25 protein-coding genes are annotated in these 25,824 nt (G+C 65.1%); 12 read left to right on the forward strand and 13 right to left on the reverse strand.

Annotated elements, in window-relative coordinates; genetic code table 11:
• Positions 1-15: 15 nt before the first annotated feature.
• Both OVA00_RS05000 and OVA00_RS05005 read left to right on the forward strand, forming a co-directional pair.
• Entirely contained in the window at positions 16-960 is a 945-nt protein-coding gene (locus OVA00_RS05000) for an acetamidase/formamidase family protein (RefSeq protein WP_113187143.1), read from the forward strand.
• Positions 957-2,627, forward strand: a complete 1,671-nt coding sequence (locus OVA00_RS05005) for an ABC transporter ATP-binding protein (protein WP_268088215.1) — start codon at positions 957-959, stop codon at positions 2,625-2,627. The genes OVA00_RS05000 and OVA00_RS05005 overlap by 4 nt, the downstream gene beginning before the upstream one ends.
• A gap of 66 nt (positions 2,628-2,693) precedes the next feature.
• Here the strand turns inward: OVA00_RS05005 and OVA00_RS05010 are convergent, their stop codons facing one another.
• Positions 2,694-4,067 (reverse strand): ATP-binding protein, encoded by a 1,374-nt coding sequence (locus tag OVA00_RS05010; protein ID WP_113187141.1) that lies wholly within the window; start codon positions 4,065-4,067, stop codon positions 2,694-2,696.
• Positions 4,067-4,729 carry a response regulator gene (locus OVA00_RS05015; protein WP_034805456.1) on the reverse strand — a complete coding sequence of 221 codons (663 nt, stop codon included), beginning with the start codon at positions 4,727-4,729 and terminating at the stop codon, positions 4,067-4,069. Before OVA00_RS05015 ends, OVA00_RS05010 begins: the two co-directional genes overlap by 1 nt.
• Positions 4,730-4,844: 115 nt before the next feature.
• On the opposite strand from OVA00_RS05015, the gene OVA00_RS05020 reads away from it, so the two are divergent.
• Complete coding sequence (locus OVA00_RS05020) at positions 4,845-5,603, forward strand: L,D-transpeptidase (RefSeq protein ID WP_060581085.1); 759 nt, start codon at positions 4,845-4,847, stop codon at positions 5,601-5,603.
• Between the two features lie 184 nt (positions 5,604-5,787).
• Positions 5,788-6,504 (forward strand): L,D-transpeptidase, encoded by a 717-nt coding sequence (locus OVA00_RS05025; RefSeq protein WP_060530387.1) that lies wholly within the window; start codon positions 5,788-5,790, stop codon positions 6,502-6,504.
• 48 nt (positions 6,505-6,552) lie between these two features.
• Here the strand turns inward: OVA00_RS05025 and OVA00_RS05030 are convergent, their stop codons facing one another.
• The 4 genes from OVA00_RS05030 to OVA00_RS05045 all read right to left on the reverse strand — a co-directional run bounded on the left by OVA00_RS05030 (position 6,553) and on the right by OVA00_RS05045 (position 10,091).
• Positions 6,553-7,392: a L,D-transpeptidase gene (locus OVA00_RS05030; protein WP_082566580.1), complete on the reverse strand. Its 840-nt coding sequence runs from the start codon at positions 7,390-7,392 to the stop codon at positions 6,553-6,555.
• An 83-nt stretch (positions 7,393-7,475) separates the two neighbouring features.
• Positions 7,476-8,465 carry a L,D-transpeptidase family protein gene (locus OVA00_RS05035; protein WP_060530479.1) on the reverse strand — a complete coding sequence of 330 codons (990 nt, stop codon included), beginning with the start codon at positions 8,463-8,465 and terminating at the stop codon, positions 7,476-7,478.
• Between the two features lie 333 nt (positions 8,466-8,798).
• Positions 8,799-9,053, reverse strand: a complete 255-nt coding sequence (locus OVA00_RS05040) for a hypothetical protein (protein ID WP_034805462.1) — start codon at positions 9,051-9,053, stop codon at positions 8,799-8,801.
• A 129-nt stretch (positions 9,054-9,182) separates the two neighbouring features.
• Positions 9,183-10,091 carry an SDR family oxidoreductase gene (locus tag OVA00_RS05045; protein ID WP_034805465.1) on the reverse strand — a complete coding sequence of 303 codons (909 nt, stop codon included), beginning with the start codon at positions 10,089-10,091 and terminating at the stop codon, positions 9,183-9,185.
• A gap of 89 nt (positions 10,092-10,180) precedes the next feature.
• Between OVA00_RS05045 and OVA00_RS05050 the strand changes: the two genes are divergently transcribed.
• Positions 10,181-10,753, forward strand: coding sequence for a TetR/AcrR family transcriptional regulator (locus OVA00_RS05050; RefSeq protein ID WP_112985521.1), 573 nt, complete (start codon positions 10,181-10,183; stop codon positions 10,751-10,753).
• Between the two features lie 97 nt (positions 10,754-10,850).
• The gene (locus OVA00_RS05055) at positions 10,851-11,900 is read left to right on the forward strand and encodes a serine hydrolase domain-containing protein (protein WP_034805481.1); all 1,050 of its coding nucleotides are present in this window, start codon (positions 10,851-10,853) and stop codon (positions 11,898-11,900) included.
• Positions 11,901-11,928: 28 nt separating this feature from the next.
• On the opposite strand, the gene OVA00_RS05060 is transcribed toward OVA00_RS05055, so the two are convergent.
• The 5 genes from OVA00_RS05060 to OVA00_RS05080 form a co-directional block, all read right to left on the reverse strand.
• Positions 11,929-12,735, reverse strand: a complete 807-nt coding sequence (locus tag OVA00_RS05060; protein WP_268088223.1) for an arginase family protein — start codon at positions 12,733-12,735, stop codon at positions 11,929-11,931.
• A 347-nt stretch (positions 12,736-13,082) separates the two neighbouring features.
• Positions 13,083-14,099 (reverse strand): zinc-binding alcohol dehydrogenase family protein, encoded by a 1,017-nt coding sequence (locus OVA00_RS05065; protein WP_060644600.1) that lies wholly within the window; start codon positions 14,097-14,099, stop codon positions 13,083-13,085.
• 41 nt (positions 14,100-14,140) lie between these two features.
• Positions 14,141-15,241, reverse strand: coding sequence for an alkene reductase (locus OVA00_RS05070; RefSeq protein ID WP_060530393.1), 1,101 nt, complete (start codon positions 15,239-15,241; stop codon positions 14,141-14,143).
• Between the two features lie 59 nt (positions 15,242-15,300).
• Positions 15,301-15,972: an SDR family oxidoreductase gene (locus OVA00_RS05075; RefSeq protein ID WP_268088226.1), complete on the reverse strand. Its 672-nt coding sequence runs from the start codon at positions 15,970-15,972 to the stop codon at positions 15,301-15,303.
• Positions 15,959-16,366 carry a glyoxalase gene (locus OVA00_RS05080; RefSeq protein ID WP_268088227.1) on the reverse strand — a complete coding sequence of 136 codons (408 nt, stop codon included), beginning with the start codon at positions 16,364-16,366 and terminating at the stop codon, positions 15,959-15,961. Before OVA00_RS05080 ends, OVA00_RS05075 begins: the two co-directional genes overlap by 14 nt.
• Positions 16,367-16,457: 91 nt before the next feature.
• On the opposite strand from OVA00_RS05080, the gene OVA00_RS05085 reads away from it, so the two are divergent.
• The 5 genes from OVA00_RS05085 (at position 16,458) to OVA00_RS05105 (ending at position 22,947) form a co-directional block, all read left to right on the forward strand.
• Positions 16,458-17,375 carry a LysR family transcriptional regulator gene (locus tag OVA00_RS05085; RefSeq protein ID WP_110818816.1) on the forward strand — a complete coding sequence of 306 codons (918 nt, stop codon included), beginning with the start codon at positions 16,458-16,460 and terminating at the stop codon, positions 17,373-17,375.
• Between the two features lie 201 nt (positions 17,376-17,576).
• Positions 17,577-18,083 carry a sigma-70 family RNA polymerase sigma factor gene (locus OVA00_RS05090; protein WP_089042863.1) on the forward strand — a complete coding sequence of 169 codons (507 nt, stop codon included), beginning with the start codon at positions 17,577-17,579 and terminating at the stop codon, positions 18,081-18,083.
• A gap of 97 nt (positions 18,084-18,180) precedes the next feature.
• On the forward strand, positions 18,181-19,131 hold the full coding sequence (locus OVA00_RS05095) for a FecR family protein (RefSeq protein WP_090425918.1): 951 nt from the start codon (positions 18,181-18,183) through the stop codon (positions 19,129-19,131).
• Between the two features lie 253 nt (positions 19,132-19,384).
• Complete coding sequence (locus tag OVA00_RS05100; protein ID WP_268088229.1) at positions 19,385-21,700, forward strand: TonB-dependent siderophore receptor; 2,316 nt, start codon at positions 19,385-19,387, stop codon at positions 21,698-21,700.
• On the forward strand, positions 21,700-22,947 hold the full coding sequence (locus OVA00_RS05105) for an MFS transporter (protein WP_112771379.1): 1,248 nt from the start codon (positions 21,700-21,702) through the stop codon (positions 22,945-22,947). Before OVA00_RS05100 ends, OVA00_RS05105 begins: the two co-directional genes overlap by 1 nt.
• A gap of 37 nt (positions 22,948-22,984) precedes the next feature.
• Here OVA00_RS05105 and OVA00_RS05110 read toward each other — a convergent pair whose 3' ends face one another.
• Positions 22,985-23,974: a GlxA family transcriptional regulator gene (locus tag OVA00_RS05110; protein WP_268088231.1), complete on the reverse strand. Its 990-nt coding sequence runs from the start codon at positions 23,972-23,974 to the stop codon at positions 22,985-22,987.
• Between the two features lie 106 nt (positions 23,975-24,080).
• On the opposite strand from OVA00_RS05110, the gene OVA00_RS05115 reads away from it, so the two are divergent.
• On the forward strand, positions 24,081-24,698 hold the full coding sequence (locus OVA00_RS05115) for an isochorismatase family protein (protein WP_159415767.1): 618 nt from the start codon (positions 24,081-24,083) through the stop codon (positions 24,696-24,698).
• A gap of 79 nt (positions 24,699-24,777) precedes the next feature.
• On the opposite strand, the gene OVA00_RS05120 is transcribed toward OVA00_RS05115, so the two are convergent.
• Complete coding sequence (locus OVA00_RS05120) at positions 24,778-25,794, reverse strand: LacI family DNA-binding transcriptional regulator (RefSeq protein ID WP_268088502.1); 1,017 nt, start codon at positions 25,792-25,794, stop codon at positions 24,778-24,780.
• Positions 25,795-25,824: the final 30 nt, after the last annotated feature.

Consider the following 25,824-nt stretch of genomic DNA (forward strand, 5'->3'; position numbering starts at 1 on the left):
TTTGGGAGAGATTTCATGTGCGTTGCCTGCACACACACCATCCATCGCGCCAAGCATCATTTCGGCTGGAACCGCGACTTCGAGCCGACGCTGATCGCCAAGCCCGGTGAGACCATCCATTTCGAATGCCTGGATTCTTCCGGCGGGCAGCTCGGCGCTGGCTCAACGCTTGAGACATTGGCCTCGCTCGATTTCGAGAAGATCAATCCGGTGACGGGGCCTGTCTATGTCGAAGGTGCTGCGCCCGGCGACGCGCTGAAGGTGACGATCCGCCGCTTCGTGCCCTCGGGCGTTGGCTGGACGGCCAACATTCCGGGCTTCGGCCTGCTCGCCGATCAGTTCACCGATCCGGCGCTGCACATGTGGTCCTATGATGCGAATACCATGGCACCGGCGCTCTATGGACCGGGCGGCCGCGTGCCGCTGAAGCCCTTCGCCGGCACGATCGGCGTCGCGCCGGCCGAACCGGGCCTGCATTCGGTGGTGCCGCCGCGCCGGGTCGGCGGCAATCTCGACATTCGCGATCTCACATCGGGCGTCACCCTCTATCTGCCGGTCGAGGTGGAGGGCGCGCTGTTTTCCATCGGCGACACCCACGCAGCCCAGGGCGACGGCGAGGTCTGTGGCACCGCGATCGAGAGCCAAATGGAGGTCGAAGCCACGATCGAGCTCGTCAAGGATTCCCGTCTCGCCAGCCCGCGGTTCACTACGCCGGGTCCGGTGACCCGTCATCTGGATGCTGCCGGTTACGAGGTGACGACCGGCATCGGCCCGGATCTGATGACCGGCGCGCGCGAAAGCCTGATGCGCATGATCGACCTGCTTGGCGCCGAACACGGCTTGAGTCCGGTCGATGCCTATCTGCTCTGCTCGGTCTGCGGCGACCTCCGCATCAGCGAGATCGTCGACGCTCCGAACTGGGTCGTTTCCTTCTACTTCCCGAGGATCGTCTTTTCGTGACAACGGCAGCACCCGTGCTCGGCATCGATGGCCTCTGCGTCGATGCGCTGACGCCGCAAGGGCCGCGAAGGGTCCTTGATGCCGTCAGCTTCAACCTCATGAGCGGCGAAACGCTGTGCATTGCCGGCGAGAGCGGCTCGGGCAAATCCGTGACTTCGCTTGCTGTCATGGGGCTCCTGCCGAAAGCCTCGCTGCGGATCGCCTCCGGCAGCATCAAGCTCGAAGGGCGCGAACTCTCGAAGCTCTCCAACAGTGCGATGCGCAGCGTGCGCGGCGGCGATGTCGCGATGGTCTTTCAGGAGCCAATGACATCGCTCAATCCCGTGATGTCGATCGGCGAGCAACTGACCGAGGCCATTCGCGAACATCAGGGTTCCGAGGGGGGAACGGCGAGTGCCGTCGCCCTGCGCATGCTGGATGCGGCGCACATCACCGAGCCGGCGCGGCGCATGACGCAATATCCGCACGAGCTTTCCGGCGGCATGCGGCAGCGCGTGATGATCGCGATGGCACTCTCGTGCCGACCCAAGGTGCTGATCGCCGACGAGCCGACGACGGCACTCGACGTTACCGTGCAGGCGCAGATCCTGACGCTGATGAAGGAACTGAAGCGGGAATTCGGCGCTTCGATTGTGCTGATCACCCATGACATGGGCGTGGTCGCGCAGATGGCGGACCGCGTGGTCATCATGCAGCAGGGCCGCATCGTCGAGCAGGGCGACGTACTGCCGATCTTCCGCTCGCCGCGCGAGCGCTACACGCAGGAGTTATTGGCGGCCGTGCCGAGGCTGGGGGCGCATGCCGGCACCGACGGCCCGCCGCGCATCGCCGCAACGGCTGCGGCATCCGTCTCGCGGGCGGCGAGCCCGGTCCTGTCCGTGCGTGACCTCGCCGTCCACTACGGAAAAAAGCCCAGCGGACTGTTGGGCGGAAAGAAGCTGGCCGCCGCCGTCAGCGACGTTTCCTTCGACATCTTCCCCGGTGAGACGCTGGGGCTCGTCGGCGAAAGCGGATCGGGCAAGTCGACCACCGGCAAGGCGGTGCTCGGCCTCATTCCATTCGATGGCGATGTGGCGATCGACGGCCAGCAGATCGGCGCGCTGTCGCAACGCCAGATGCGGCCCGTGCGCCGCTCCGCGCAGATGATCTTTCAGGATCCCTATGCCTCGCTCGACCCGCGCATGGCGGTCGGGGCGGCGATCGCCGAGCCGCTGCTCATCCATGGCATCGGCAATCGCAGCGAACGCACGGATCGCGTCGCCGATCTGTTGCGCCGTGTCGGGCTTGGGCCCGATGCTGCCAGCCGCTATCCGCACGAGTTCTCCGGGGGACAGCGGCAGCGCATCTGCATTGCCCGCGCGCTGGCGGTCAATCCGAAGCTGATTGTCGCGGATGAAAGCGTGGCCGCGCTCGACGTGTCAGTGCGGGCACGCGTGCTTGATCTGATGCTCGAACTGCAGGAGACGATGGGTCTTGCCTATCTCTTCGTCTCGCACGACATGGCTGTGATCGAGCGGATGTCGCACCATGTCGCCGTCATGCGCGGCGGCCGCATCGTCGAGATGGGAACGCGCCGCGCCGTGTTCGAGGATCCGCAGGACGCCTACACCCGGGCGCTGATGGCCGCGGTGCCGCTGCCGGACCCGCCGATGCGGAAAAGCGCTTAGAGCGAGATGACAAAACGGGTGCGGTCTCCGCCCGCATCCCCCTCTGTTTGAAACAATCGCGATCGATCACGGCGCGAGCGCTTGCGACAATACGATGCGAGCCGAGAGGCCGCCGGTCGGTCGGTTGCGCAGTTCGAGTTCGGCGCCGGTTCGGTCAAGCGCACGCTCGACGATGCTGAGGCCGAGCCCGCTGCCGGCCGCCGCCTTGAACCGACCGCGGAAGAAGCGCTCGGTCACGCGCGGCATTTCCTCCTCGGGGATGCCAGGCCCCTCGTCGTCGATCGCGATTGCCAGATGCTGGCCTCGTATCTCGGCGTGGCAAGAGACCGTTGCGCCCGGTGGCGAATGGTTGATGGCGTTTTCGAGCAGGTTGCGCGCCGCGAGCCGGAAGAGGTCCGGATCCATATTGATCCTGAGACCGGACATCGCCCCGTCGACGACAACATCGACGCGACGCGCCTGGCCGGCGAGTTCGGTGCGAAGACTTGTCAGCATCTCGCCGACATCAAAACCGGCCGCCGGCCTGCCGCTCTCGGTGGCTTCGACCGAGGCGATATCGAGCAGTTGCCGCACCAGCTTGCCGGTCCGGTCGACACCGGCGACGATCTGGCCGAGCGCCTTCTCGCGGATTTCGCCGTCGTCGCTGGCGAGCGCCACCTGCGCCTGCGTCTTGAGGCCCGCCAGCGGCGTACGCAGCTCGTGGGCGGCAAACGCGATGAAATTCTGCTCGCGCTCGCGGGCGCCGGCGACACGGGCAAAAAGGCCGTTCAGCGACTTCAAGACCGGGCTGATCTCGCGCGTCGTGCCGGTGTCCTCGATCGCGTGCAGGTCGGAGGCTTCACGCGCGGCAAGGTCGCCGGCAAGCTTGCGCAGCGGCGCGAGGCCACGCCCGACGCAGAGCCAGATCAGCACGGCCAGAAGCGGAATGATCAGCAGCGCCGGCAGCAACAGCCCCTTGACCAGGTCGTTGACCAGCCGGTCGCGGATGCGCAGGTTGTCACCGACGAGAACGCGCACGCCGAGGCTCGCATTCTCCACCGCAAAGACACGCCAGGTCTCGCCGTTGATGACGGTTTCGGAAAAGCCCATGGCGTGGGGTGCAAGCGTTGTGTCGGGCGCGCTGTCCGACTTGCCGATCAGAGTTCCGTCCAGCGACCAGATCTGGCAGGAGAGCTGCCGGTCGTAATGCGGGTGCTCCAGCAGCGGGATGCTGATTGCGCTCTGTGCCGGGCGGTTGGCATGGGTGTCGCCTTCTTCCTTCATCATGTCTGGGCTGACGATCAGCGAATTCACCATGCGCGCCGCCTCCATCAGCCGCGCGTCGAGCACGCGCTCGACTTCGGCGCGGGTGCTGAGGAAGATCCAGACGGTGGCCGATAGCCACAGGAGCCCCGTCGTGATCAGGAGGATGGCGAAAAGCCGGGCGCGCAGCGATTGCATCAGCCGGCTCCGCCCAGCCGGTAGCCGATGCCCCGGATGGTTTCGATCAGTCCCGGGCCGAGCTTGTTGCGCAGATGGTGGATGTGTACCTCCACGGCATTGCTCTCGATTTCCTCCTGCCAGCCGTAGAGTTTGTCCTCCAGCTTGGTCTTGGAGAAGATCACCCCCGGGTGCGACATCAGCGTATGCAGGATGGAATATTCGCGCCGCGAGAGTTGCACCGGTTTGCCCGCCTGTTCCACCGATTGCCTGGCCGGATCGAGCCTGAGCGTCGACCATTCCAGCGCGGCGCTCGCCCGGCCGCTGGAGCGTCGCGCCAGCGCCCGAAGCCTGGCGGCGACCTCGTCGAGGTCGAAGGGTTTGCCGAGATAGTCGTCGGCGCCAGTGTCGAGGCCGGCAACGCGATCGCGCACGGTGTCGCGTGCGGTCAACAGCAGCACCGGAATGTCGCTCTGCCTGGCGCGCAGGTCCCGCAGAATGTCGAGACCGGAGCCGTCGGGCAGCATCAGGTCGAGCACGACCGCGTCGAAGCCGTTGGCGGCAAGCGCCGTCGCGGCCGCATCGCAGGTGCCGACGGCATCGGTGGTGAAGCCCGCCAGCGCCAGGCCGACCTTCAGGCCGTCTCTAAGGATATCGTCGTCTTCGACGATCAGGACTCGCATCGCTACTCCTAACATTTCTGAGAGCGCGATCCTTTAATCGCTCCCTTAAGGCAGCCTTAAGGTAGGACTTCCCTCTGAGGCGGCATTGCAACAATCGAATCGTTGAATGCCCGATATGACCGAAGCACACGAGCCTTCTTCCTCCACGGCCGATCACAAGACCGGCATCACGCTGACCCGCCGCAGCCTTGTCGTCGGCGCGGCCTCGCTGTTCGTCACCGGCTGCGCGACCGCCCGCCCGACGCCGGCGGTGGTGCCGGCAGCCGTCACGCCCGTCCGCCCCTCAGCCGGCCGGACGGTGCCGCCGATGTACTATGCGATGCCCGACGAGCAGTTTCCGATCCCCGAGGTGAAGATCGCCGAGGTCGATCCGAAGTTCTGGCGGCAGGAGGTGGATTATCCGACCAGTGAGCGGCCCGGCACGCTGATCGTCGATACGCCCGCGAAATACCTCTATCACGTGCTGCCGGGCGGGCGGGCGATGCGCTACGGCATCGGCGTCGGGCGCGAGGGCTTTGCCTGGTCGGGCCGGGCGATCGTCGCCTACAAGCGCAAATGGCCGCGCTGGACGCCGCCCGACGAGATGGTCGCGCGTCAGCCGAAACTCCAGCCCTACAGCATCGCCAATGGCGGCATGCCCCCGGGCATCAAGAACCCGCTCGGCGCCCGCGCGCTCTATATCCATAAGGACGGCAAGGACACGCTCTACCGCATCCATGGCAGTCCCGAGGCATTTTCGATCGGCAAGGCGGTCTCTTCCGGCTGCATTCGCCTGCTCAATCAGGATGTCGTCTACCTCCATGATCAGGTCCGCGACGGCAGCACCATCGTCGTCATTCCGGATCCGACCAAGGGCGACATGGCGATCGGTTAGGTGAGGGCAGGCAGCGAGCGCGGGAATTCTGCAACACTTCGAAAACGAGTACCGCCTCGCGCAAGCGATCCACGCCAAAGAAAGATTTTCACCACATTTCGGTCACGGTTCGGCCCAACAGCCTTGGGCCTCCCCTCGGACCTCCCAACCGAAATCTCCAACCCTGGAATTGAATACAGTGTCGATGAATTTGTCCCGCCGGTCGCTGCTCGCGGTGATCGCCAGCTCTGTTTTGAGCGCCTGCACGCAGATCCCGAAACCCGAACCGAAACCGAAGCTGATCGAGCCGATCGGCGGTGATGGCGGCTCGCCGGAAAAGGCGGCGGATGCGGCGGGCGTGCCGACGAAGACCTTCGACTATGCCAGGATCTACGCGCCGGTGAAGGACGAAGGCTACGACGTCCCGGGCATCCAGCACACCGAGATCAAGCCGCAGTTCCTGCGCCAGGAAGTGGCCTATGCCACCAACGAGCCGCCCCATTCGATCGTCGTCGATACCCAGACGATGTTCCTCTACTACGTCCTGCCCGGCGGCCGCGCCATCCGTTACGGCGTCGGTCTTGGTGCGGCCGGCCGCGCCTGGAAGGGGCGTGCCGTCGTGCATTGGAAGCGCAAGTGGCCGCGCTGGACGGTGCCCGACGACATGGTCGCACGCCAGCCGCACCTCAAGAAATACGGCATCGATGCCGGCGGCATGGATCCGGGCCTCGACAATCCGCTCGGCGCCCGCGCCATGTATATCTTCCAGGACGGCCAGGATACGCTTTACCGCATCCACGGCTCGCCGCAGTGGCGCTCGATCGGCAAGAACGCGTCGGCGGGCTGCGTGCGGATGCTGCAGCAGGACGCGATCGATCTCTATGATCGCGTCAGAGGCAAGACGCCGCTGCTCGTCCTGTGATGGGCGACAATCTGGCGTAATTTCTGCGCCCTTGCCGGACGGATTGCCTCAAAGTGGCTGCGGAAGCGGCAGCCCGTCCGGCCCCATCAGCATATAGTCGGGCGACCGCTGCACCGGCTGGGAGTCCGGCAATGGTTGCCCATCCGGCAGGGGCTGCGCGTCCTGCATCGGCTGCGATTGCACCATGCCGCCGCCCGAGAGATCGGTGACGACGATCGGCGTGCCGTTCGGCACGCGGTTGTAGAGATCGACGACGTCCTGGTTGATCATGCGCACGCAGCCCGACGACACCGACTTGCCGATCGTCCACCATTCCGGCGAGCCGTGAATGCGGTAGAGCGTGTCTTCGCCGTTCTGGAAGATGTACATGGCGCGGGCGCCGAGCGGGTTCTTGAGGCCGGGATCCATGCCGCCCGCCTCGATGCTGAATTGCTGCAGCTCGGGCTGGCGCGCCACCATCTCGTTCGGCGGCTTCCAGCGGGGCCATTCGCGCTTGTACTGGATGACGCCGCGCCCGGCCCAGGCGAAACCGGCACGCCCGAGGCCGACGCCGTAGCGCATCGCCTGGCCGCCTTCATAGACCCTATAGAGAAAGTGGCTGCCGACGTCGACGACCAGCGTTCCCGGCTTTTCGCCGGTCGGATCGGCGACCATCTGGCGGTAGAAGCGCGGATCGATCTTCTCGTAGGGAATGGCCGGCAGCGGGTAGGGCTCGTTCGGCTTCTCGCCGTACATGTCGGCCAGGAACGTGTTGGTCTCGGGAACCGGTTCCGGCGCATAGGAGCGCGTCACAGTAGGCCGCGGCGAGGCGCAGCCGGCGAGACCAACGGCCGCCAACCCGGCGGAAAGCTGCAGGAAGGCGCGGCGGCGGAACTCTCTTTCGGGCATGTAATCCTCGATCGTCCTCTATTCGCTACCGGCGATGCAACCGACCTTTTAAGTCAATTGTGCGTCGCCAGCCGACGGAACGATCACAGGCCGGCGTAGGGGTCCGCCAGCGCCGCTTCGGGTCGGCTGATAGGATACTTAGTTCCCGAGATCTTCGCGGCCAGCTTTTCAGCACCGTTTTTCTCAAGAAGCGCCCGGAAGCTCGGATGCATGCCGCCATCGACATAGGCGTTCAGCGGCGCCGACGTCTGGTTGGTCATCATGCCGGCGAGCTTCGCGTCCTCCGATTGCAGTCGCGCCACCAGCCCGGCATCGGGCGTGGAGATCGCCGCCGGGCAGGCGGCAAGCGGGTCGGACGGTTCGCCATCGGCGAAATCGGTGTTGAAGACGTAGCGGCGGCCGCAGGCCGAAACCTTCGGCTGACGCTTCGTCGCCTCGAAGATGTCGTAGCCCTGCTTGATGTTCTTCCAGAAGTCGAAATTCGGGTCGCCGCGGTGCTTGGCCATGTTCTCCGCCGTCATGCGGAAGGGATAGGCCTGAACCTGGAACGTGCCCTGGCCGCCGGCGAGCGCGCGTTGCACCACGGAATAGATTTCGCCGACACCCTGGTCGGTCATGGCGTAGCAGCCGGACGACGAGCAGGCGCCGTGCACCATCAGCGCTTCACCGGTGTAGCCGAGCGCCGATTCCAGCCGGTTCGGGTAGCCGAGGTTAAACGACAGGAAATATTGCGATTTCGGGTTCAGCATGCCGGCGGAGACGTGGTAGAAGCCCTCCGGCGCCTGGCGGTCGCCCGACTTCATCTTCGGGCCGAGCTTTCCCGACCAGCGGCACATGGGATAGGTCTTCAGCAGCGCGTACTGGCCCTGCTTATTCTGTTTCCAGACTTCGAGTTCGCTTTCCTGCTTGAAGATGCGGATCAACACCGGGCTTTCCGGCTTGCTGCCGTTCTTCGCCATGGCGGCGATCAGCTTGGCCGGGATCGGCGGTGGCTCGCGCACGTCGTCGGCGTCGAGCGCCATGCAGCCGGACAGCGCCAGGGCCATCGCGCCGATCGCCAAGGCATGCCGCATCCGTCGCACCTGCGCGAATATCCTGCCGGCCTGAGGTGTCTCGGAAGAAGGGCTCTTGATCGTCTCGCGCCGCATGCGGGCTCCTGGAAATGCTTCCGCCACCAAGCGTCCTTCGTGTGGCGTGTGTGCCGGCCGGTTGCGTTCGACGCAGTTCGGTTCAGCCTCAAGTTCAGCGATTAAGCGGTGACAGCCCTGGCTGCAAGCCTTTGTCCCTGGCGCTCGCGATCAAAAATTTTTGAACGCGCGCTGCCATAGCTGACCGCCGATTGGGTCGATGTTGAGACAAGATGGTGAATTTTTTCTCAACGCGGGCGCCGGAAAAGTCCCGCTGCGTCAGTCCCGCGGCTCACTGCCGGGCGCATAGACGGTCTTCTGCTTGAAGGCAAAGACGTTGCCGCAGCGGCAGCGCACCATGTGCTTGGCGGGGTCGGGAGAGGTGCGTTCAGTCGAGAAGCCCTTGGGCATCACGTCGATGGTAAAGCCGCGATTGCTGCCCTTGCCTTTGTCGTTTTCCGACGCTTCGGCGAAGCCGGCGGCTCCGCATTTGGCGCATTCCAGCTTTCTCGAATACCGATCCCGCGATGCCATGTTCAATCACACTCGATAGCGCTGCCACATCCGGATGGCGGGCGGCGGCGCTTGGTTGCCCGAAACACCGAACTATAGGAGGCCGCCCGTCGTTTCAAGTTTGCCGGTGACGGGTTTTGGCGGCAACGCCTAACGATAGCCGGTTGCGTCGGCCGGCTTGTTCGCCTCCATCACCTCGCGCATGTAGCGCCAGCAATCGGGCCGCGAGCCGTCGAGATCGGAAAACCCGTAGACCTGCGCCAGCCCGCCGCTCGACAGCGACTGGCCGTTCCAGCGGGACTTGTCCGGATCGGCCGCGAGCGCCGCGATGGCGCGGCCGACGAAACGTGGTGTTTCCGAAATGACGAAGTGCGGTTGGTTCTTTGTGGCGTCCTGCCAGTTGTCTTCACCGACCTCGAAATGTTCGAGCATCATCTCCGACCGCATCCAGCCGGGCGTGATCGAAACCGCGGTTGCGCCGTGCGGCGAAAGGTCCTTGGCGTGGGCCCAGGCCATGCGGTTCGCTGAAACCTTGGCAAGGTCGTAGAACGGCGACAGCCGGTAGTTCTCGGCATTGTATTCGGCGGTGCCGTCGGTCACCTCGACCAAGAGGCCGCCGGGCTTCTCGATCATCAGCGGCAGGGCATAGTGGGCGGTGATCAGGTGCGTATCGACGCCGAGATGCAGGAGCTTCAACCCGTTTTCGAGATTGTGCTCCCAGACCGGCTTGTTCCACTCGAACAGCAACTCGCCGCCCCAGACGTCGTTGACGAGGATGTCGAGCCGTCCCTGTTCGCTGCGGATGCGCTCGACAAGCGCCTGTACCTGCGCCGGCTGCAGATGGTCGACCTGGGCGGGAATGCCCTTGCCGCCGAGGCTGGTGACGATCTCGGCGGTTTCCTCGATCGTTTCGGGACGCCCGTAATCGGATTGCTGTTGCCGCGTGGTGCGGCCGGTTACGTAAACAGTGGCGCCGGCGGCGCCAAGTTCGGTCGCGATGCCGCGCCCGCCGCCGCGCGTCGCGCCAGCGACGAGGGCGACTTTTCCTTCGAGTGTCATGATTCTTCTCCTTCGCGGCCGCTTGCCGACTGGCGTTTTCTTGCTCGGGTGATATATAAATGATTGTTCGGTTATAAATGAGAGTCAAGATGCCTCGCCCAAAAACCATGCCTGACGAAGAGCTGCTGGCCGCCGCCTTCGCATTGATGCGGGCCGATGGTCCAGATCGCCTGACCTTCGCGGCGCTGGCTGCACGTACGGGCCTTTCCGGCGCCACGCTGGTGCAGCGCTTCGAGAACAAGGCGAAGCTGATCCAGCGGGCGCTCAGCCAGGCCTGGGACGGGCTGGACGGGCAGACGGCGGAGCTGATGGCGAGCGTACCGCGGACGCCGGAGGGCGCCATCGCACTGCTCGTCGGCCTCTCGGGCGATTATGGCGGTATCGACAGCTATGCCGACGACCTCAGGATTCTGCGGGAAGACCTGCGCGATCCGTTGCTCCGTGCCCGCGGCGCAAAGTGGCGCGACGTGCTCGCAGGCGTGCTCGACGAATGCCTCGCCGGCCTTCCCGCTGCGAGCCCGGGGCTCGGTCTGCTGATGGCGTCGCAATGGCAGGGATCCTTGCTCTGGTGGAGCTTCGACCCGCAGGTGCCGGTCACGGTCTTTGTCGAGCAGAGCCTGACGCGCTTCGTCGAAGCTTTTGCGAGACGGCCGGCAGGCTGACAACTGCGGCAGTGGCGTGCTCACCGGTCTGTCAAATCGCCGTGAGATGGCCGTGCGGTGGATGACGGCGGCGCAAGCTGGTCTTAGATGCTGATCCATGATCAGATTTGTCGCAGTCCTCGTTGCCCGCATCTCCACTTTGGCACTCGTCGTCTCGACGCTTGTCGCCTTGCCGGTCGCGGCTCAGACGCCATCGCCGATTTCGGCCTTGCTGGACGAACTGGCCTCACGGTCAGAGCTTGATCCCCTGAAGACCGTGATCGTCGCCCGCGACGGCAAGATCGTCGCTGAGCGTGGTTACGGCCGCAACCGCGTGACGGACTCGACCAACATCAAGTCGGCGTCGAAATCGATCATCTCGGCGCTGGTCGGCATCGCCATCGACAAGCGGCTGCTCGAAGGTCCGGAGCAGAAGATCGCGCCGATCCTGAAGGCGGACCTGCCGGCCTCGCCTGATCCGCGCATCAACGACATCACCATAGGTCATTTGCTTTCGATGCAGGCCGGGCTCGGCCGTCTCTCGGGCCCGAACTATGGGCGATGGGTCGCCAGCCGGAACTGGGTGCGCACGGCGCTTGCCCAGCCCTTCGACGACGATCCGGGTGGTGAGATGCTCTATTCCACCGCCTCGACCCATCTGCTTTCGGCGATCCTGACGAAGGTCAGCGGCAAGTCGACCCTGGCGCTCGCGCGCGCGTGGCTGGGGCCGCTCGAGGGCTTCCGCATCGGGGCCTGGGATCGCGATCCGCAAGGCATCTACCTTGGCGGCAACCAGATGGCGATGAGCCCGCGCTCCCTGCTTGCCTTCGGCGAACTCTATCGCAATGGCGGCCGCACGGCGTCAGGCCAGCAACTGGTGTCGGAAGGGTGGGTCGCGGCCTCCTGGCAGCATCGAACCAATTCGCGCTTCTCCGGCGACGAGTACGGTTATGGCTGGTTCGAGCGCCAGATCGCCGGTGAAGAAGTGCATTTCGCCTGGGGTTATGGCGGCCAGATGCTCTACATCGTGCCGAACCTGGATCTGACGGTGGTGATGACATCGGCCGAAAGCGGGCCGTCGGCCCGCAACGGCTACCGCGACGCGCTGCATCTGGTGCTCGGCGAGATCATCACGAATGTAAAGGCCGATCCGGAAACGGACGGGTGACAGGGCGCCGGCTCGACGCCGCTCCGCGTCAAGCCAGCAACGGTTCCACGACGCCAAGCAGGCATTCGATCGCAGCTTCATTCTTCAGCGCCGCCTCAGACGCCTCGAATTCCGCGAGCTCGATGCCGGCAATCTGCTCTTTCGGGATTGCCGCGAAGATGGCGCGCAAGGTCTGCGGATAGAGGCCTCCGCCGATCGCATAGGCGGCCGGCACATGCTTCGGCTCGAGCACGTCCCAATCGACATGGATCCAGACCGGCGCATCGCCGATCAACGAAAGAATGACTTCCGGCGTCGCTTCTGTCGGCGAAAGGATGCACACGCCTGCCTGCCGCAGCAAATCCATCTCCGCGGGGTCGATGTCGCGCGCGCCGACGATGACGACCTTTGCCGGGTGCAGCCCGCTGCCGTGGCCGCTCTCCCAGAGCCCGCAGGCGGCAGCCAGCACCATGCCGCCGAGATAGCCGCTTTCGGTGGTCTGCGGCGTGTTGAAATCGCCATGGGCATCGAACCAGAGCAAGACCGCGTCGGCGCGTTCCCGCGCGACGACCGGCAGTGTCGCAAGGCTGGCGGAGCAGGTATTGGCGATGAAAAGTGGTTTGTTGCCACGCGCAAGTGTTGCGGCAATCGCCGCCTGCAAAGCGGCCAGGGTCTCCCCGGCCTCAGGCAGGCTTGCCGACCAGTCGTCTTCCTTTGCCGGTGACGGGCTGCCGATAACGGTCGGCTGCAGCCCGGTGCGCTTGCTCAGCGCTTCGGCCGTCAGGGCCGCCCCGGGGATGGCGCCGGACGTTCTGTCGGCGATGCGTCCCTGGGAGACGACGAGTTCATAGGGCACGGGCATTCTCCTTGCATTTTCGGTGGGCGTTAACGCCGGTATTGGGCGCACCTGCAAAGCCCGCCTGTTTCAGCGTTTTCGAGGGGATCTGTGGGATTGGTTTGAAGGGAAGCCTCGAAGATTCGATATATCTACGTGGATATATCGATATCGCGCCGCGATCGCAATTTCATCGGGGCGAGCGTTGATGCGATTGCCGTGCACAGGGCGACGCGGGTCGCGGCGACCGCCAATGTCGCTCGGCCGTTTGGCGCGGCGCGGGTGCCGCGGAAATTTCAGAGGTGACAGGTGCTTGCCGCAATCTATGTCGCGGCAAGCGATTTCGTTTAAATCGGCAGCTGGTGCACTTAGCCGGCAAAGCCTTCAATGACGATCTTGCCCTTGGCAGCGCCGGTTTCGATGCGGCGATGCGCTTCGCGCAGGTTCGCCGCGTTGATCGGCGACAGCACCTCGGCAAGCGTCGTCTTCAGCCGTCCGGCATCGATCTCGTCGGCGACGAAGCTCAGCAGACGATGCTGTTCGATCATGTCGGGCGTCTGGTGCATCGGGCGGGCGAACATGAACTCCCAATGCAGGCTCGCCGCCTTGGTCTTCATGCCGGCCATCGGCATCGGCACGTCGGTGTTGTCGATCGAAACGATGCCGCCTTGCGGCCGGATCAGCTCGACAGCGTCGTCCCAGTGGCGCATGTCGTTGAAGATGGCGATGTGGTCGACATGGGGAAAGCCGAGCGCGCGGACCTGCGCGACCAGCGGTTCACGGTGGCTGACCACGTGGTCGGCGCCAAGTTCCTTGACCCAGGCGATGGTTTCCGGCCGCGAGGCGGTGGCGATGACGGTGAGGCCGGCGCGCTTTGCCAGCTGGATACCGATCGAGCCGACGCCGCCGGCGCCACCGACGATGAGGATCGACTGGCCGTGGTCGGCGCCGTCCCGGTCGATGCCGAGCCGGTCGAAGAAGGCCTCATAGGCGGTGATCGTCGTCAGCGGCAGGGCGGCCGCTTCCGCAAAGGACAGGCTCTTCGGCTTGCGCCCGACGATGCGCTCATCGACCAGTTGATACTGCTGGTTGGATCCCGATCGAGTCAGGTCGCCGGCGTAGTAGACGGCGTCGCCCGGCTGGAACAGCGTCACATCAGCACCGACGGCCTCGACCACGCCGCTTGCGTCCCAGCCGAGCACGCGCGGCGTTTCCTCGACCTTGTCCTTCGGCGCGCGCATTTTCACGTCGACGGGATTGACCGCGACGGCGCGGACCGCGACCAGGATATCATGCCCTTTGGGCTCCGGCTTCGGGAGCTCGACATCGAGGAAACTCTCCGGGTCGGAAACCGGGAGATAGCGGGTGAGGGCGACAGCTTTCATGAGTTGCTCCTTTGTGGGGTGAAGAGGTGTGATTGCCGCGGTCATGCCACGCGCTCGAGTGCCGGATAGCTAGAGTAGCCTTCGGCGCTGCCGCCGAAAAGCGTGGCCCCGTCGAAGCTTGCGAGCGGCAGCCCGTCTTTCAGTCGGCGCGGCAGGTCCGGATTGGCGATGAACGGGCGGCCGAAGGCGACGATGTCGGCAAGACCGGCGGCAAGGATCGTCTCGGCCTTCTTACGATCATAGCGGCCGGCGACGATGATGCGGCCGGAATAGGTGGCGCGCAGCTCGCGGCGGAAGTCGTCGGGGATGACGGGCGCATCGTCCCAGTCGGCTTCCACCAGATGGATATAGGCAAGGCCGATGCGGTCGATTTCGCCCGCGGCCTTCAGGATCGTCGGGATGATCTCGTCGTCCTTCATGTTGCGCTGGGTGATATAGGGCGACAGCCGGATGCCGACCCGGGAGGCGCCGATCTCGCCGGCGACCGCCTCGGCGACCTCGACCAGGAAGCGGATGCGGTTTTCGGCCGGGCCGCCATAGCGGTCGTCGCGCCGGTTGGACGAGCGGCGCAGGAACTGGTCGATCAGGTAGCCGTTGGCGCCATGGATCTCGACGCCGTCAAAGCCGGCTTCGATGGCGTTGGCCGCCGCCTGGCGGAAATCTTCGACGATGCCGGCGATCTCGCTCAGCTCCAAGGCGCGCGGCAAGGGGCTGTCGACCATCGCGCCGATGCCGGTTTCTGGATCGGCCACCCAGACCTTTGCGTCCGGCGAAATCGCAGACGGTGCGACCGGGCGTCCGCCGTCGTGGAAACTCTCATGGCTCATGCGGCCGACATGCCAGAGTTGCAGCATGATGCGGCCTCCGGCCCGGTGTACGGCGTCGGTGACGAGCCGCCAGCCGGCGATCTGCGCGGGAGAGTGGATGCCGGGTGTAAACGAGTAGCCCTGGCCCTGCGCCGAGATCTGGGTGGCCTCGGTGACGATGAGGCCGGCCGAGGCGCGCTGGGCATAGTACTCGGCCATCAGGGCGTTGGGCACATTGCCCGGCTGGCTGCTTCGCGCCCGCGTCATCGGCGCAAGCGCGATGCGGTTGGGTAGGGTCAAGGACCCGAGCGGGATCGGAGAAAAGAGCGATGGCATGGTGAGATCCTTTGGGAGGGGCAGTCGCATAGCGGCAGGGCCAAGCGCGGGGAAGCACGTCAGTTGATCAGTGCGCCGCCTTCGATGTCGATGACCGAGCCGGTGACGAAGGGATTGTCGATGGCGAAGAGATAGCCGCTGGCGATATCTTCCGGTTGCCCGGCGCGGCCGGCAGGCAGTGTTGCAGCGGCGCGATCGAACATCGCGTCGCGCGCCTCGCCGGCCATGCCGGCATAGGCTTCCGTTCGCGTCAGGCCGGGGCTGACGACGTTCACCCGCAGCGGTGCCAATTCCTTGGCCAGCACCTTGGCGGTTGCTTCGAGTGCCGCGTTCATCGCCGTCTTGACGAAGGTGCCCGGCACCGATCGGCGGGCGAGAAAGCCCGAGGTGAAGGTGATCGTACCGCCGGGCCGAATGCTCTTGCCCGCCTCGCGGGCAAGCAGGATCGAGCCCCAGTACTTGACGTCGAAGGCGGCCTTGGCTGCTTCGAGGTCGATATCGACGACGGTGCCGCCCGGCGCCGAGGAGCCAGCCGTGACGATCAGGTGATCGAACGGACCGAGCTGTTGGAAATAGGCGACCACTGCCGCGGCATCGGCAAGATCGAGACCGGTGGCGCGGCTGGCGATCTCTACCCGACCCCGGCGCTCGGCAAGCGCCTTGGCGACGGCGGCGCCGATACCGCTGGTGCCGCCGATGACGACGGAGACGGTGGTGTCAGTGAAAGTCATGGTCATTCTCCGGAGGAAGAGTGGGAAGGGGTTCGGAAAAGACGGCTTCGAGCAGCGGTCCGCCGGGCGCGCGCAGGAACAGCCGCCGCTCGCCGATGTCGGCAAGGTCCATGGTCGAATAGGGAATGGCGAGCCGGTCGAGCTTGGCGCGGAAGGCGGCGTAGCCTTCGAACCGGAAGCCGACATGATCGATCGCTTCGGCCGCACACTCGAAGCCCACGCCACGGCTGCCGATGAGGTGGACGATCGGCTTGCCTCCGGCATAGAGCCAGCAGCCGGGGATTCGGCGGATAGCTGCCGGACGCTCGCCGACGGTCAGGTCGAAGACCGTCTCGAAGAACGCGCGTGTGGCGTCGATATCGGTGGTGCGGATGGTGACGTGGTCGATGTGCATGGCGCGTCTCCTTTCGCCAGCAAATTTAGCGCTTGCGGCGCATCCGGATAATTGGCTTATTTCCAAAATTATATTTCGGGGAAAGCGAAAGATGCTGCTGGACAATCTGGCTCTGTTCCTTCTGATCGTCGAAAAGGGCGGGCTTTCCGCCGCCGGCCGCGAGAAGGGGTTGTCGCCAGCCTCCGTCTCCGAGCGGCTGGCAGCACTCGAGGCCCACTATGGCGCCGCACTTCTGAAACGCACGACGCGGGCGATCAGCCTGACGGAGGAGGGCCGCCTGCTGGTGGACGGCGCCCGCCGGCTGCTGGCGGAGGCCGACGAACTGGAGAGCGGCATCCGGTCGGGCACGCGCACGATCTCGGGGCCGATCCGGCTGAGCGCGCCTGAGGATATGGGGCGGCGCTACATCGTACCGATCCTCGATCGCTTTCTCGCGGAGCACCCCGATGTGACGGTGGATCTCAATCTCACCGACGGTTACCTCGACCTGGTCGGCCAGGGCATGGATTTCGCGATCCGGCACGGCGTGCTGGCCGACAGCACGCTGAGGTCTCGGTCGCTCGGGGAGAACCGGCGCGTCGTCTGTGCGGCGCCGTCCTATCTCGAAGCTATGGGTCGGCCGGAGCATCCCGACGATCTCTCCCGCCACGACTGCATCGTCATGCGCTTCGGCGCCAATCTCGACCGCGAATGGGCCTTTCAGGTGGATGGCAAGCCGCACAAGGTCATGGTGCGCGGGCGTCGCGTCGCCAATGACGGCGGACTGGTGGGGGCGTGGTGCAGGGCGGGGCGCGGCATCGCCCTGAAGTCGGTGTGGGACATCGCCGAGGACCTGGCCTCCGGCGCGCTGGTCGAGCTTCTCAAGGATTTTGCGGTCGGCGAAACCGGGTTGCAGATCGTCTATCCGCCGGCGAACGTCCAGCCACGCCGGGTGCGGCTGTTGATCGAGCGGATCGCTTCGGAACTCGGTTCGATCGAGACTGTCCTGACGCGCATTGGAGACGCATAGGGCCGGCGACACGTCCGCCCGTGGCCGCTGCCGACGTGGCCGTCGTGCAACAGTACCGCCCCCCGTTTTCCAATGCGGCATGCCAGCGCATTGCGGTCGCGCGCGGCTTCACTTATAAAACATGAGTAACACATTCAACGCACGGCGCCACCGCTGGTTCCGGCGGCGGCCGCGCGGCTCCCGCGATGGAGAGGCAGATTGATGACCGATGCGATGGTGCAGGGGCTCCACGAACGGGAAGAGGGCAGGATACGCCGTTTCTTCAGCCGCCGCCTCAGAAGTCGCGAGGATGCCGTCGACGCCACGCAGGAAACGTTCATGCGCATGCTGGAGGCATCGCGCTCGACGCTGATCGAGAACCCGCAAGCCTATCTGTTCCAGGTCGCGCGCTCCGTCGCGCGGGTCGCTGCCGAGCGCACCGCGCGCGAGCAGGCGCTGTTCGTTGCCGACGAGGACGGCATGGAGCATGCCGAAGACAGGCCGATCCAGGATCGCATCGTCAACGCCCGCCAGTGCCTTTTGATCATGGCGCGCACCATCGAGGGGCTTCCGAACCGTTGCCAGCAGGTCTTCATCCTCAGCCGCCTGCACGGCCTCAGCAACGGCGCGATTGCCGAGCAGCTCGGCATATCGAGAAACATGGTCGAAAAGCACATCATCCGGGCGCTGCTCGAATGCCGGAAAATGCGCGCCGAAATTATTTTCTGAGCCGACATCAGGCAAAACCATCCATTCAACTCTAAGATGATGGGAGCGATTCTTTGGGACCGCCCGAAGGCATTTTCAGTTCGACCGGAAGACAGGAATGAGTGGCGATCGCCAGACAATCGATGACAGCGTTCTGCAAGCGGCTGCCGGCTGGGTTGCGCGACTGCAGTCCGAGGATGCGACCGTTATCGACCGCCAGGCATTCGAGCGCTGGCTCGACGAGCATCCGGATCATCGGGCGGCCTACGAAGAACTGCGGGCATTATGGAGCGATCTCGGCGAGGTACCGATCCCCGAAGGGCGGCTCGGGCAGTTGCGCGCACAGCGCCGCCGCCGCGTCGGTGGCTTTGTCGGGCTCTGTCTTGCCGCAGGCGTCGCGATCCTGACGCTGGCGACGCCCTATGGCGACCGTTGGCGCGCCGACTACTACACCGGTGTCGGCGAGGTCAGGCGCATCGCGCTGGAGGACGGGACGCAGGTGGACCTCAACACCGACACGGCGCTCGTCGTCCGATATGATCAGGGGCAAAGAAAGGTGCGGCTGCTGCGCGGCGAGGCGTTCTTCGCCGTCGCAAAAAATCCGCAGAGGCCCTTCGTGGTCGAAGACGGCTCGATCAGCGCGACGGCGCTCGGAACCCGCTACTCGGTTGGCGCGACGGGGGCGGACCGAGCGGCCGACGTTAAGGTGGAGGAGGGCCGTGTCGAAGTCGAGGCGGCCGGGCAGAAAGCCATCCTGGGCGCCGGCGAAGCGGCAACGATCGACCGGCAGGGTCGCCTGTTCCTGACGAAGACGGATGTTGCCGCCGGGACGGCCTGGCGCGACGGAAAGCTTGTCTTCTCCCGTCTGCCGCTCCGTGAGGTCCTTTCGACGCTCGAGCGCTACCGCCGCGGCCGGATCCTGCTCATCGACGAGAAGGCCGGCGCGCTCGAAGTGTCGGGCATCTTCGATCTGCACGATACCGACGACGCACTGAGCGTTCTCGAAGCCAGTCTGCCGCTCCGTGTCTTGCGGCTCTCGGGCCTGATGGTCCTCGTCCAGTCGCGTTAGGTTGACGCCGGCGGCAAGGCGGTTTCGCGCCTTACAAGAATCTTTTCTGACAAAAATCGTCCGGTGACGTCAGGAGAACGCGCTCCCCACACTCTTAGTCAGCAGTGGCGGCGCTGCACCTGGTTCGAGGTGGCCCGCCCGGAGTTGGAGTAGGGGATCTCGGATGAGAATTTTGCAGGGTCGTGGATCGCGACGCCGGTCTTTTGCATGCTTGGCGCTCGCCAGTGTTTCTTTCATCGCCTGCGCGAGCGCAATGCAGGCGCAGGCGACGGCGGCACCGTCCGCGATCACGGCGTCCAAAGCGATCTCCGTTCCCGCGGGCTCCCTTGAAACGGGCATTCTCAAGCTCGGCCGGCAGGCCGACCTGCGCCTGCTCTATCCGAGCGCGCTCACCAGCGGCAAGGTGACCAAGGGCGTTGAAGGCAGGCTCGCGACCGAGGCGGCGGTTGCGCAACTGCTCGACGGGACCGGGCTTCGCTTCCGCATCGTCAGCGCAACGACCGTGCAGATCTTCGATCCGGCGGACGCGACGATCACCACCGGCGCCGTCGTCAGGGATGGCGCAACGCAACTGGAAAAGATCACCGCGACCGGCGAGCGGACCGGCGCCGAAGGCATCGTCGAGACTGACGGCTACGTGGCGAAATCCGCAAGGATCGCCACCAAGACCGATACGCCGGTCATGCAGACGCCGCAGTCGATGTCAGTGATCAGCCAGAAACAGTTGCAGGACCTGAAGCCCCAGAACCTGATGGAAGCGCTGAATTATACACCCGGCGCCCGCGTCGGCCAATACGGCGCCGAGCCGCGCTTCGACGCCTTCAAGGTGCGCGGCATCGACCTGACGCTGACCGGCATCTTCCGAGACGGCTTGCGCCAGATCGCAAGCCCCAACGGCCTGTTCCGGCTGGAGCCCTATGGCGTCGAGGCAATCGCCACGCTGCGCGGCCCGGCCGCCTCCATCTACGGCGCCAGCTCGTCTGGCGGTATCGTCGATATCGTCTCGAAACGCCCGACCAGCGACCCGCTGCGCGAGGTTGAGGTGCAATACGGTTCCTTCGGTCGCGTGCAGGGCGCCTTTGACGTTTCCGGACCGCTCGACGACGAAGGCACCATGCTCTACCGCATGACCGGTCTTGCGCGCGACGGCCGCACCGAGATCGAGGCGGTGAAGGACGACCGCCTGTTCATCGCGCCCGCTTTCACCTGGCAGCCGGACGAGGGCACCAAGTTCACGCTGCTTGGCGAGTACATGGATTCGACCACCGGCGGCACCTGGGGCTACCTCAACCGCTACGGGCCGGACGGCAAGTCGATCGGCGCGATCCCGACCTATGGCGGCGACGCCCGCTTCAACGATTTCACCCAGAAGCAGGCGCGCATCGGCTACGAGCTGGAGCATGAGCTCACAGACAGCGTCACGCTCTTCCACAAGCTGCGCTACTCCGACATTTCGACGCGGCAGGAATGGGTGTTCGCCAAGTATCCGGGCCTGACCGTCGAGGACAACAGCGGCCTTGCCAGCGACACCTATCTGAAGTTCGACTTCGACACGGGTGCCGCTGCGCACCAGCTGATCGCCGGCATCGACTACAGCTACATGAAGTACACCTCGCAGCAGGGCAGCGGGCCGGATCTCTTCACCGACGACTTCACCTATGTGCCGAAGCTGACTTCGACCCAGAAGCAGTCGCAAAGCGGCATCGGCATCTACATCCAGGACCAGATCGAGTATGAGGCCTGGCGCCTGACGGCGGGCCTGCGCCACGACTGGGTGGACAACAAATATTCCGTCGACGGAAGGCGCTTCAACCGCGACGACAGCGAGACGACCGCGCGCGCCGCCCTTGGCTACGTGCTGCCGAACGGCATGATGCCCTATGTCAGCTACGGCACGGCCTTCGTTTCCAACCCGGGCGTGATCCTCAATCTCGGCGGCACCGATACGCCGGCGATGCCGACGCTCGGCAAGCAATGGGAGGCGGGCGTCAAGTATGAGATCCCCGGCCAGAACGCGACGATTACGGCCGCGGTCTTCAACATCGACCAGGAAAACGCCACCGTCTACGAGACGTCATCGGGTCTCAACCTCCTGCGCCAGCTCGATCTGAAGTCACGCGGCTTCGAGCTCGAGGGCACGGCCTCGCTCGACAACGGCTGGAACTTCATCGCGTCCTACTCCTACAACGACGTCGAAATCACCAAGCTGACGTCGGAAACGCTCGGCAACCAGCTGAACTCCTCGCCCTACCACATGTTCTCGCTGTGGGCGGACTACGAGGTGCAGTCCGGACCGCTCGAAGGGCTCGGCGTCGGCGCAGGCGTGCGCTATGTCGGCTCGAGCTTCGGCGACAACGTCCACACGCCGGTCCTCAACAACCAGGCGCGCACATTTGTCGATGCTTCGGTGCGCTACGATCTTGGCGCTGCCAATCCGAACTTCGAGGGCGTGCGGCTTCAGCTCAATGCGACCAACCTCTTCGACGAAGTCGAGCAGCTTTGCACAACGGGCTTCTGCTACTTCGACGAAGGCCGCAAGGTCGTCGCCAGCCTGCGCTACCGCTTCTGATGGCGTCGGAAAAGGCAGTCCAGCCAAGGCCGTCGCCGGCCGCGATCTTCTTCGCGGTCGGTGGGCTCTATGTCGCGCAGAGCGTGATCGGCGGGCTGACGATGCTCGGCCTGCCGGCGGTCTTGCGGACGCAAGGCCTCCCGCTCGACCAGATCGGCCTCGTCTATCTGACGGTGCTGCCCTGGGCGCTGAAGTTCCTCTGGTCGCCGCAGGTGGAGCGTTTCCGCCTGCCGGTGGTCGGTCGCAACCGCTCGGCGGTCATCATTGTCGTCGGCGGCACGCTGTCGGCGCTGATGCTGGCGGTTCTCGGGTTCATCGGCCCGGAGCGGCTCTTCCCCGTTCTCGCCTGCCTCGTGTTCATCGCGCTCTTCACCTCGACCGTCGACATCGCCTGCGACGGTTTTGCGGTCGAGACGCTCGCCGAAGAGCATCACGGTTGGGGCAATGCCGCCCAGGTCGGCGGCTCCTATGTCGGCTCGGCGATCGGTGCCGGCCTGTTCCTCGTGCTCGTCGATCGGCTCGGCTGGGCCCCGGCGGTGTGGATCATGGCCGCCGTCGTGCTGGGGCTCGGTCTGCCTTTCCTGCTCGGGCCCGGTTCGCGCCCGACGAACGAGGCGCGCAGCCACACTCCGTCGCTCAAGGCCGCGCTCGCCCGGCCGGAGGTGCGCAAAGGCCTTCTGCTCGCAGCGATCTATGTGTCCGCGCAGAAATGGGGCCTTGCCATGCTCGGCCCTTTCCTGATCGACTACGGGTTCGATCTCGCCTCTGTCGGTATGCTCAATGGTGTCGGCAGCATGCTCGTCGGCTTCGGTGGGGCCTTGTTCGGCGGTCTGCTCGTGCGCCTGTGCGGTACCGGTGCCGTGCTGATCGGCGCGCTGCTCCTGCAGGTGACGATGCTGGTCGCCTTCGCCTATGTCGGCGCCTCCGGGGATGTCTCGCGACCGCTGGTGATGACGCTTGCGGTTGCCAGTTCCTCCGGCGTCATGGCGATCGGCTTCGTCGCGCTCTATGCACAGTTCATGGGCTGGGCCGATCCGCGCCAGGCGGGCGTCGATTTCACTCTGTTCCAATGCATGGACAGCCTTGTCAGCATGGCCGGGGGCTTGGGCGCCGGCTGGATCGCCGAACGGTTCGGCTATTCCGCCTTCTTTATTTGCGCGGCAGGGGTTTCAACGGTTGCGGTGCCGTTGCTGGCGTTCCTCGTGCGGCCGCCGATGCGGGCCGACGCGCAGCGCGCCTTGCCCTGACGCCGGCGCTACCTGATGTACACGGGCAAGGGACCGGTTAGGGCGCGGATGCACGTGCTGGCCGGTTGCGGAACTGTCGGCGATAGCTGGCTGGCGAGATGGAGAGGGCGCGGGTGAAATGCTGGCGGAAGGAGACGGTGGAGCCAAAACCCGCCATCTCCGCTACGTGATCGACCGAACAGGAGCCGGTCTCCAGCAGGCGCTGCGCCACCGCCAACCGCTGCGCCAGAACCCATTGCGTGAACGTCGTTCCTGTCTTCTTGCGGAAGTGCCGGGTAAAGCTGCGGAGACTCATGCCGGCGTGATCGGCCAGCCGTTCGAGCGACAGTGGCTCGTCGAGATGTTCGATCGCCCAGGTAATCGTCGCTGAGAGCGGGTCGCCGCTGCCGGGGGCAGGGAGCGGCGCTTCGATATATTGCGCCTGGTCGCCGTGACGATGAGGTGCGACGACCAACCGGCGGGCGATGCGGTTGGCGATCTCGGCGCCGTGGTCGCTGCGCACGATGTGCAGGCAGCAGTCGATCGCCGCGGCCGTTCCGGCGGACGTCAGGATATCGCCCTCGTCGAGATAGAGCGCGTTCCGGTTCAGCGCAACCTGCGGGTAGGCGCGCTCGAATTCGTCCGCCCAGGCCCAGTGCGTCGAGGCCGCCCGGCCGTCGAGCAGCCCGGCTTCGGCGAGCACGAAGGTGCCGAGGCAGAGGCCGACGAGCCGGGCGCCACGGGCGTGGGCGTCGCGCAGCGCCTCAAGCAGGCTTTCCGACGGACGGTTGCCCGCATCGTTCCAGGCCGGCACGATGATCGTGTCCGCTTCCGTCAGGCTTGCGAGATCGTGCTCCACCTCGATGCTGAAACCGGACATGGTGCGAACGGTACCGGTCTTTTCTCCGGCAATCACAAGCCGGTAACGTGGCGCGCCGAGCTTCAACAGGTCGTCGCCGAAGACGATGCAGGGCACCGAGAGGTGAAAGGGGCTGATGCCCTCGAAGGCGACGATGGCGACGGTGTGCATGTGCTGGCCGATACTCAAGCAATGAAGTTGGCCGGAACCTATCACATATTGTCATTCAGGCCACTTTCGTGATGAGGCCGCTTTGACGATCTTCGCGGGCGTCGAAACGCGAAAGGAACCTCCCATGACACAACACCCGACCATCCGTACGATTGCCGGTGCCGCTGCCCCCGCCAGCCTCGATCCCAGGAAGACGGCGCTGCTGGCGATCGACTTCCAGAACGAATATTTTGCCGGCCGCATGCCGATCCCGGACGGTGAGAGGGCGCTCGCCAATGCCAAGCGGCTGATTGCGCGCGCTGATGCGGAGGGCATGAAGGTCTATCACGTCAAGCATGTCACGCCGGCTGGCAGCCCGGTGTTTGCCGAGGACAGCGAGACTTCGGCGTTTCACCGGGACATTCAGCCCGCCGCCAACCATTCGGTGGTGCGCAAATCCTCCGTCAGCGTCTTTGCCAGCACGGATCTCGGCACCCAGTTGAGGCAGGCTGGCGTCGATACGCTCGTCATGTCAGGGCTGATGACCCATGCCTGCGTTGCCGGTGCAGCGCGCGATGCCGTGCCGCTCGGCTTCAACGTCATCGTCGCTTCGGATGCCTGCGCCACACGCGATCTCGATACGGGGGAAGGTGACGTCGTTCCGCATGCGCTGCTGCATCGCGCATCGTTGGCGACGATCGATGACACCTTCGGCGATATCCTGACGACCGATCAGGTGCTGGCGCTGGCGCGCCGGTCCTGATTGAGCAGCGCAACCGGGCCTGTCTGGAGCGCGCTCTTCTGAGAGGTCGCATTCGGACAGAACGGGTCGCCCGACCTTGCTAGGCGGAACCGCGCAGCATGATCTCGGCGCTCAAGAGAATGCGCTCGTCCTCGGGGAAGGCGTCGCCGTCGTCGGTGGTTTCCCCGAGCTTGAACAAAAGCAGTTCGATCGCCAGACGACCGATCTCGTTGTAGTTCTGCGCCACCGTCGTCAGCGGCGGGCAGGTGTAGCGCGACAGCGGATGGTCGTCGTGGCCGGCGACGCGCAGATCCGCATCGGCATCGCGTCCGACCTTGAGACCCGACTGGAAGGCGGCGGCAATCACGCCGAAGGCGACGCGGTCGTTGGCGCAAAGCACCGTCCTGGTTGGAAAGCCGCCGGAGCCGAGGATGCGCAGCGTCTCGTCGAAGCCGAATTTTTCGAAATCCCAGGCGGCATTCGGCGTGGTTTCGACCAGTGCCGGCTCCATCTTCAGCTGCTGCATCGCTTCCAGATAGGCGTCGCGCCGGGCCATCGCGTTGTTGTTGACCGGCGGCATGCCGAAGTAGCAGGGGGGGCTGCCGGAGCGGCAGAGATAGTCGACCATCAGCCGGAAGCTCTGGCGGTTGTCGGTGCCGACGAAGGAGGAGCTGTCATCGAGCGGCGAGTCCACATAGATCAGCGGAATGCTGGCGCCGAGCGCCGTCAGCGTCCGGTGGTGCGACTGCACGCCGAGCGGCGCGATGATGGCGCCGGCGACGTTCATCGACTTGAAGGTCTCGATCGCCCGCTCTTCCATTTCCGGCCGCCCGTCGGAGGAGAGCACGAAGGCAAGGAACCCTGCCTGGTTGGCGATGTGTTCGATCCGGCGCGTCAGCGCCATGTAGAAAGGGTCGGTCGAGTTCGGGACGATGACGCCGAGGATGTTGGTGCGGCGGCGGTTCAGGTTGACGGCGAAGATGTTCGGGCGAAAACCCGACTGCTTGATCGCAGCCTCTATGGCATCGCGGGTCTTCTTGCGGACCGAGCCTGGATCATTGAAGTATTTCGAGACCGTCGGGCGCGACAAGCCGACGAACTCCGAAAAATCCTCCATGGTCTTGATCTGTCTGTCCACGGTCGCTGT

This window comes from Ensifer sp. SL37 (genome assembly GCF_026672675.1).
Taxonomy (GTDB): Bacteria; Pseudomonadota; Alphaproteobacteria; order Rhizobiales; family Rhizobiaceae; genus Ensifer; species Ensifer adhaerens.

What these genes read in the sequence shown, in the direction of transcription:
- OVA00_RS05010 (WP_113187141.1), bottom strand. Translation starts at nt 4,067, where the DNA reads ATGCAATCGCTGCGCGCCCGGCTTTTCGCCATCCTCCTGATCACGACG.
- OVA00_RS05115 (WP_159415767.1), top strand. Translation starts at nt 24,081, where the DNA reads ATGACACAACACCCGACCATCCGTACGATTGCCGGTGCCGCTGCCCCC.
- OVA00_RS05055 (WP_034805481.1), top strand. Translation starts at nt 10,851, where the DNA reads ATGATCAGATTTGTCGCAGTCCTCGTTGCCCGCATCTCCACTTTGGCA.
- OVA00_RS05050 (WP_112985521.1), top strand. Translation starts at nt 10,181, where the DNA reads ATGCCTCGCCCAAAAACCATGCCTGACGAAGAGCTGCTGGCCGCCGCC.
- OVA00_RS05095 (WP_090425918.1), top strand. Translation starts at nt 18,181, where the DNA reads ATGAGTGGCGATCGCCAGACAATCGATGACAGCGTTCTGCAAGCGGCT.
- OVA00_RS05090 (WP_089042863.1), top strand. Translation starts at nt 17,577, where the DNA reads ATGACCGATGCGATGGTGCAGGGGCTCCACGAACGGGAAGAGGGCAGG.
- OVA00_RS05080 (WP_268088227.1), bottom strand. Translation starts at nt 16,366, where the DNA reads ATGCACATCGACCACGTCACCATCCGCACCACCGATATCGACGCCACA.
- OVA00_RS05000 (WP_113187143.1), top strand. Translation starts at nt 16, where the DNA reads ATGTGCGTTGCCTGCACACACACCATCCATCGCGCCAAGCATCATTTC.
- OVA00_RS05105 (WP_112771379.1), top strand. Translation starts at nt 21,700, where the DNA reads ATGGCGTCGGAAAAGGCAGTCCAGCCAAGGCCGTCGCCGGCCGCGATC.
- OVA00_RS05035 (WP_060530479.1), bottom strand. Translation starts at nt 8,465, where the DNA reads ATGCGGCATGCCTTGGCGATCGGCGCGATGGCCCTGGCGCTGTCCGGC.
- OVA00_RS05025 (WP_060530387.1), top strand. Translation starts at nt 5,788, where the DNA reads ATGAATTTGTCCCGCCGGTCGCTGCTCGCGGTGATCGCCAGCTCTGTT.
- OVA00_RS05100 (WP_268088229.1), top strand. Translation starts at nt 19,385, where the DNA reads ATGCAGGCGCAGGCGACGGCGGCACCGTCCGCGATCACGGCGTCCAAA.
- OVA00_RS05045 (WP_034805465.1), bottom strand. Translation starts at nt 10,091, where the DNA reads ATGACACTCGAAGGAAAAGTCGCCCTCGTCGCTGGCGCGACGCGCGGC.
- OVA00_RS05020 (WP_060581085.1), top strand. Translation starts at nt 4,845, where the DNA reads ATGACCGAAGCACACGAGCCTTCTTCCTCCACGGCCGATCACAAGACC.
- OVA00_RS05120 (WP_268088502.1), bottom strand. Translation starts at nt 25,794, where the DNA reads ATGGAGGATTTTTCGGAGTTCGTCGGCTTGTCGCGCCCGACGGTCTCG.
- OVA00_RS05030 (WP_082566580.1), bottom strand. Translation starts at nt 7,392, where the DNA reads ATGCCCGAAAGAGAGTTCCGCCGCCGCGCCTTCCTGCAGCTTTCCGCC.
- OVA00_RS05085 (WP_110818816.1), top strand. Translation starts at nt 16,458, where the DNA reads ATGCTGCTGGACAATCTGGCTCTGTTCCTTCTGATCGTCGAAAAGGGC.
- OVA00_RS05075 (WP_268088226.1), bottom strand. Translation starts at nt 15,972, where the DNA reads ATGACTTTCACTGACACCACCGTCTCCGTCGTCATCGGCGGCACCAGC.
- OVA00_RS05070 (WP_060530393.1), bottom strand. Translation starts at nt 15,241, where the DNA reads ATGCCATCGCTCTTTTCTCCGATCCCGCTCGGGTCCTTGACCCTACCC.
- OVA00_RS05065 (WP_060644600.1), bottom strand. Translation starts at nt 14,099, where the DNA reads ATGAAAGCTGTCGCCCTCACCCGCTATCTCCCGGTTTCCGACCCGGAG.
- OVA00_RS05015 (WP_034805456.1), bottom strand. Translation starts at nt 4,729, where the DNA reads ATGCGAGTCCTGATCGTCGAAGACGACGATATCCTTAGAGACGGCCTG.
- OVA00_RS05040 (WP_034805462.1), bottom strand. Translation starts at nt 9,053, where the DNA reads ATGGCATCGCGGGATCGGTATTCGAGAAAGCTGGAATGCGCCAAATGC.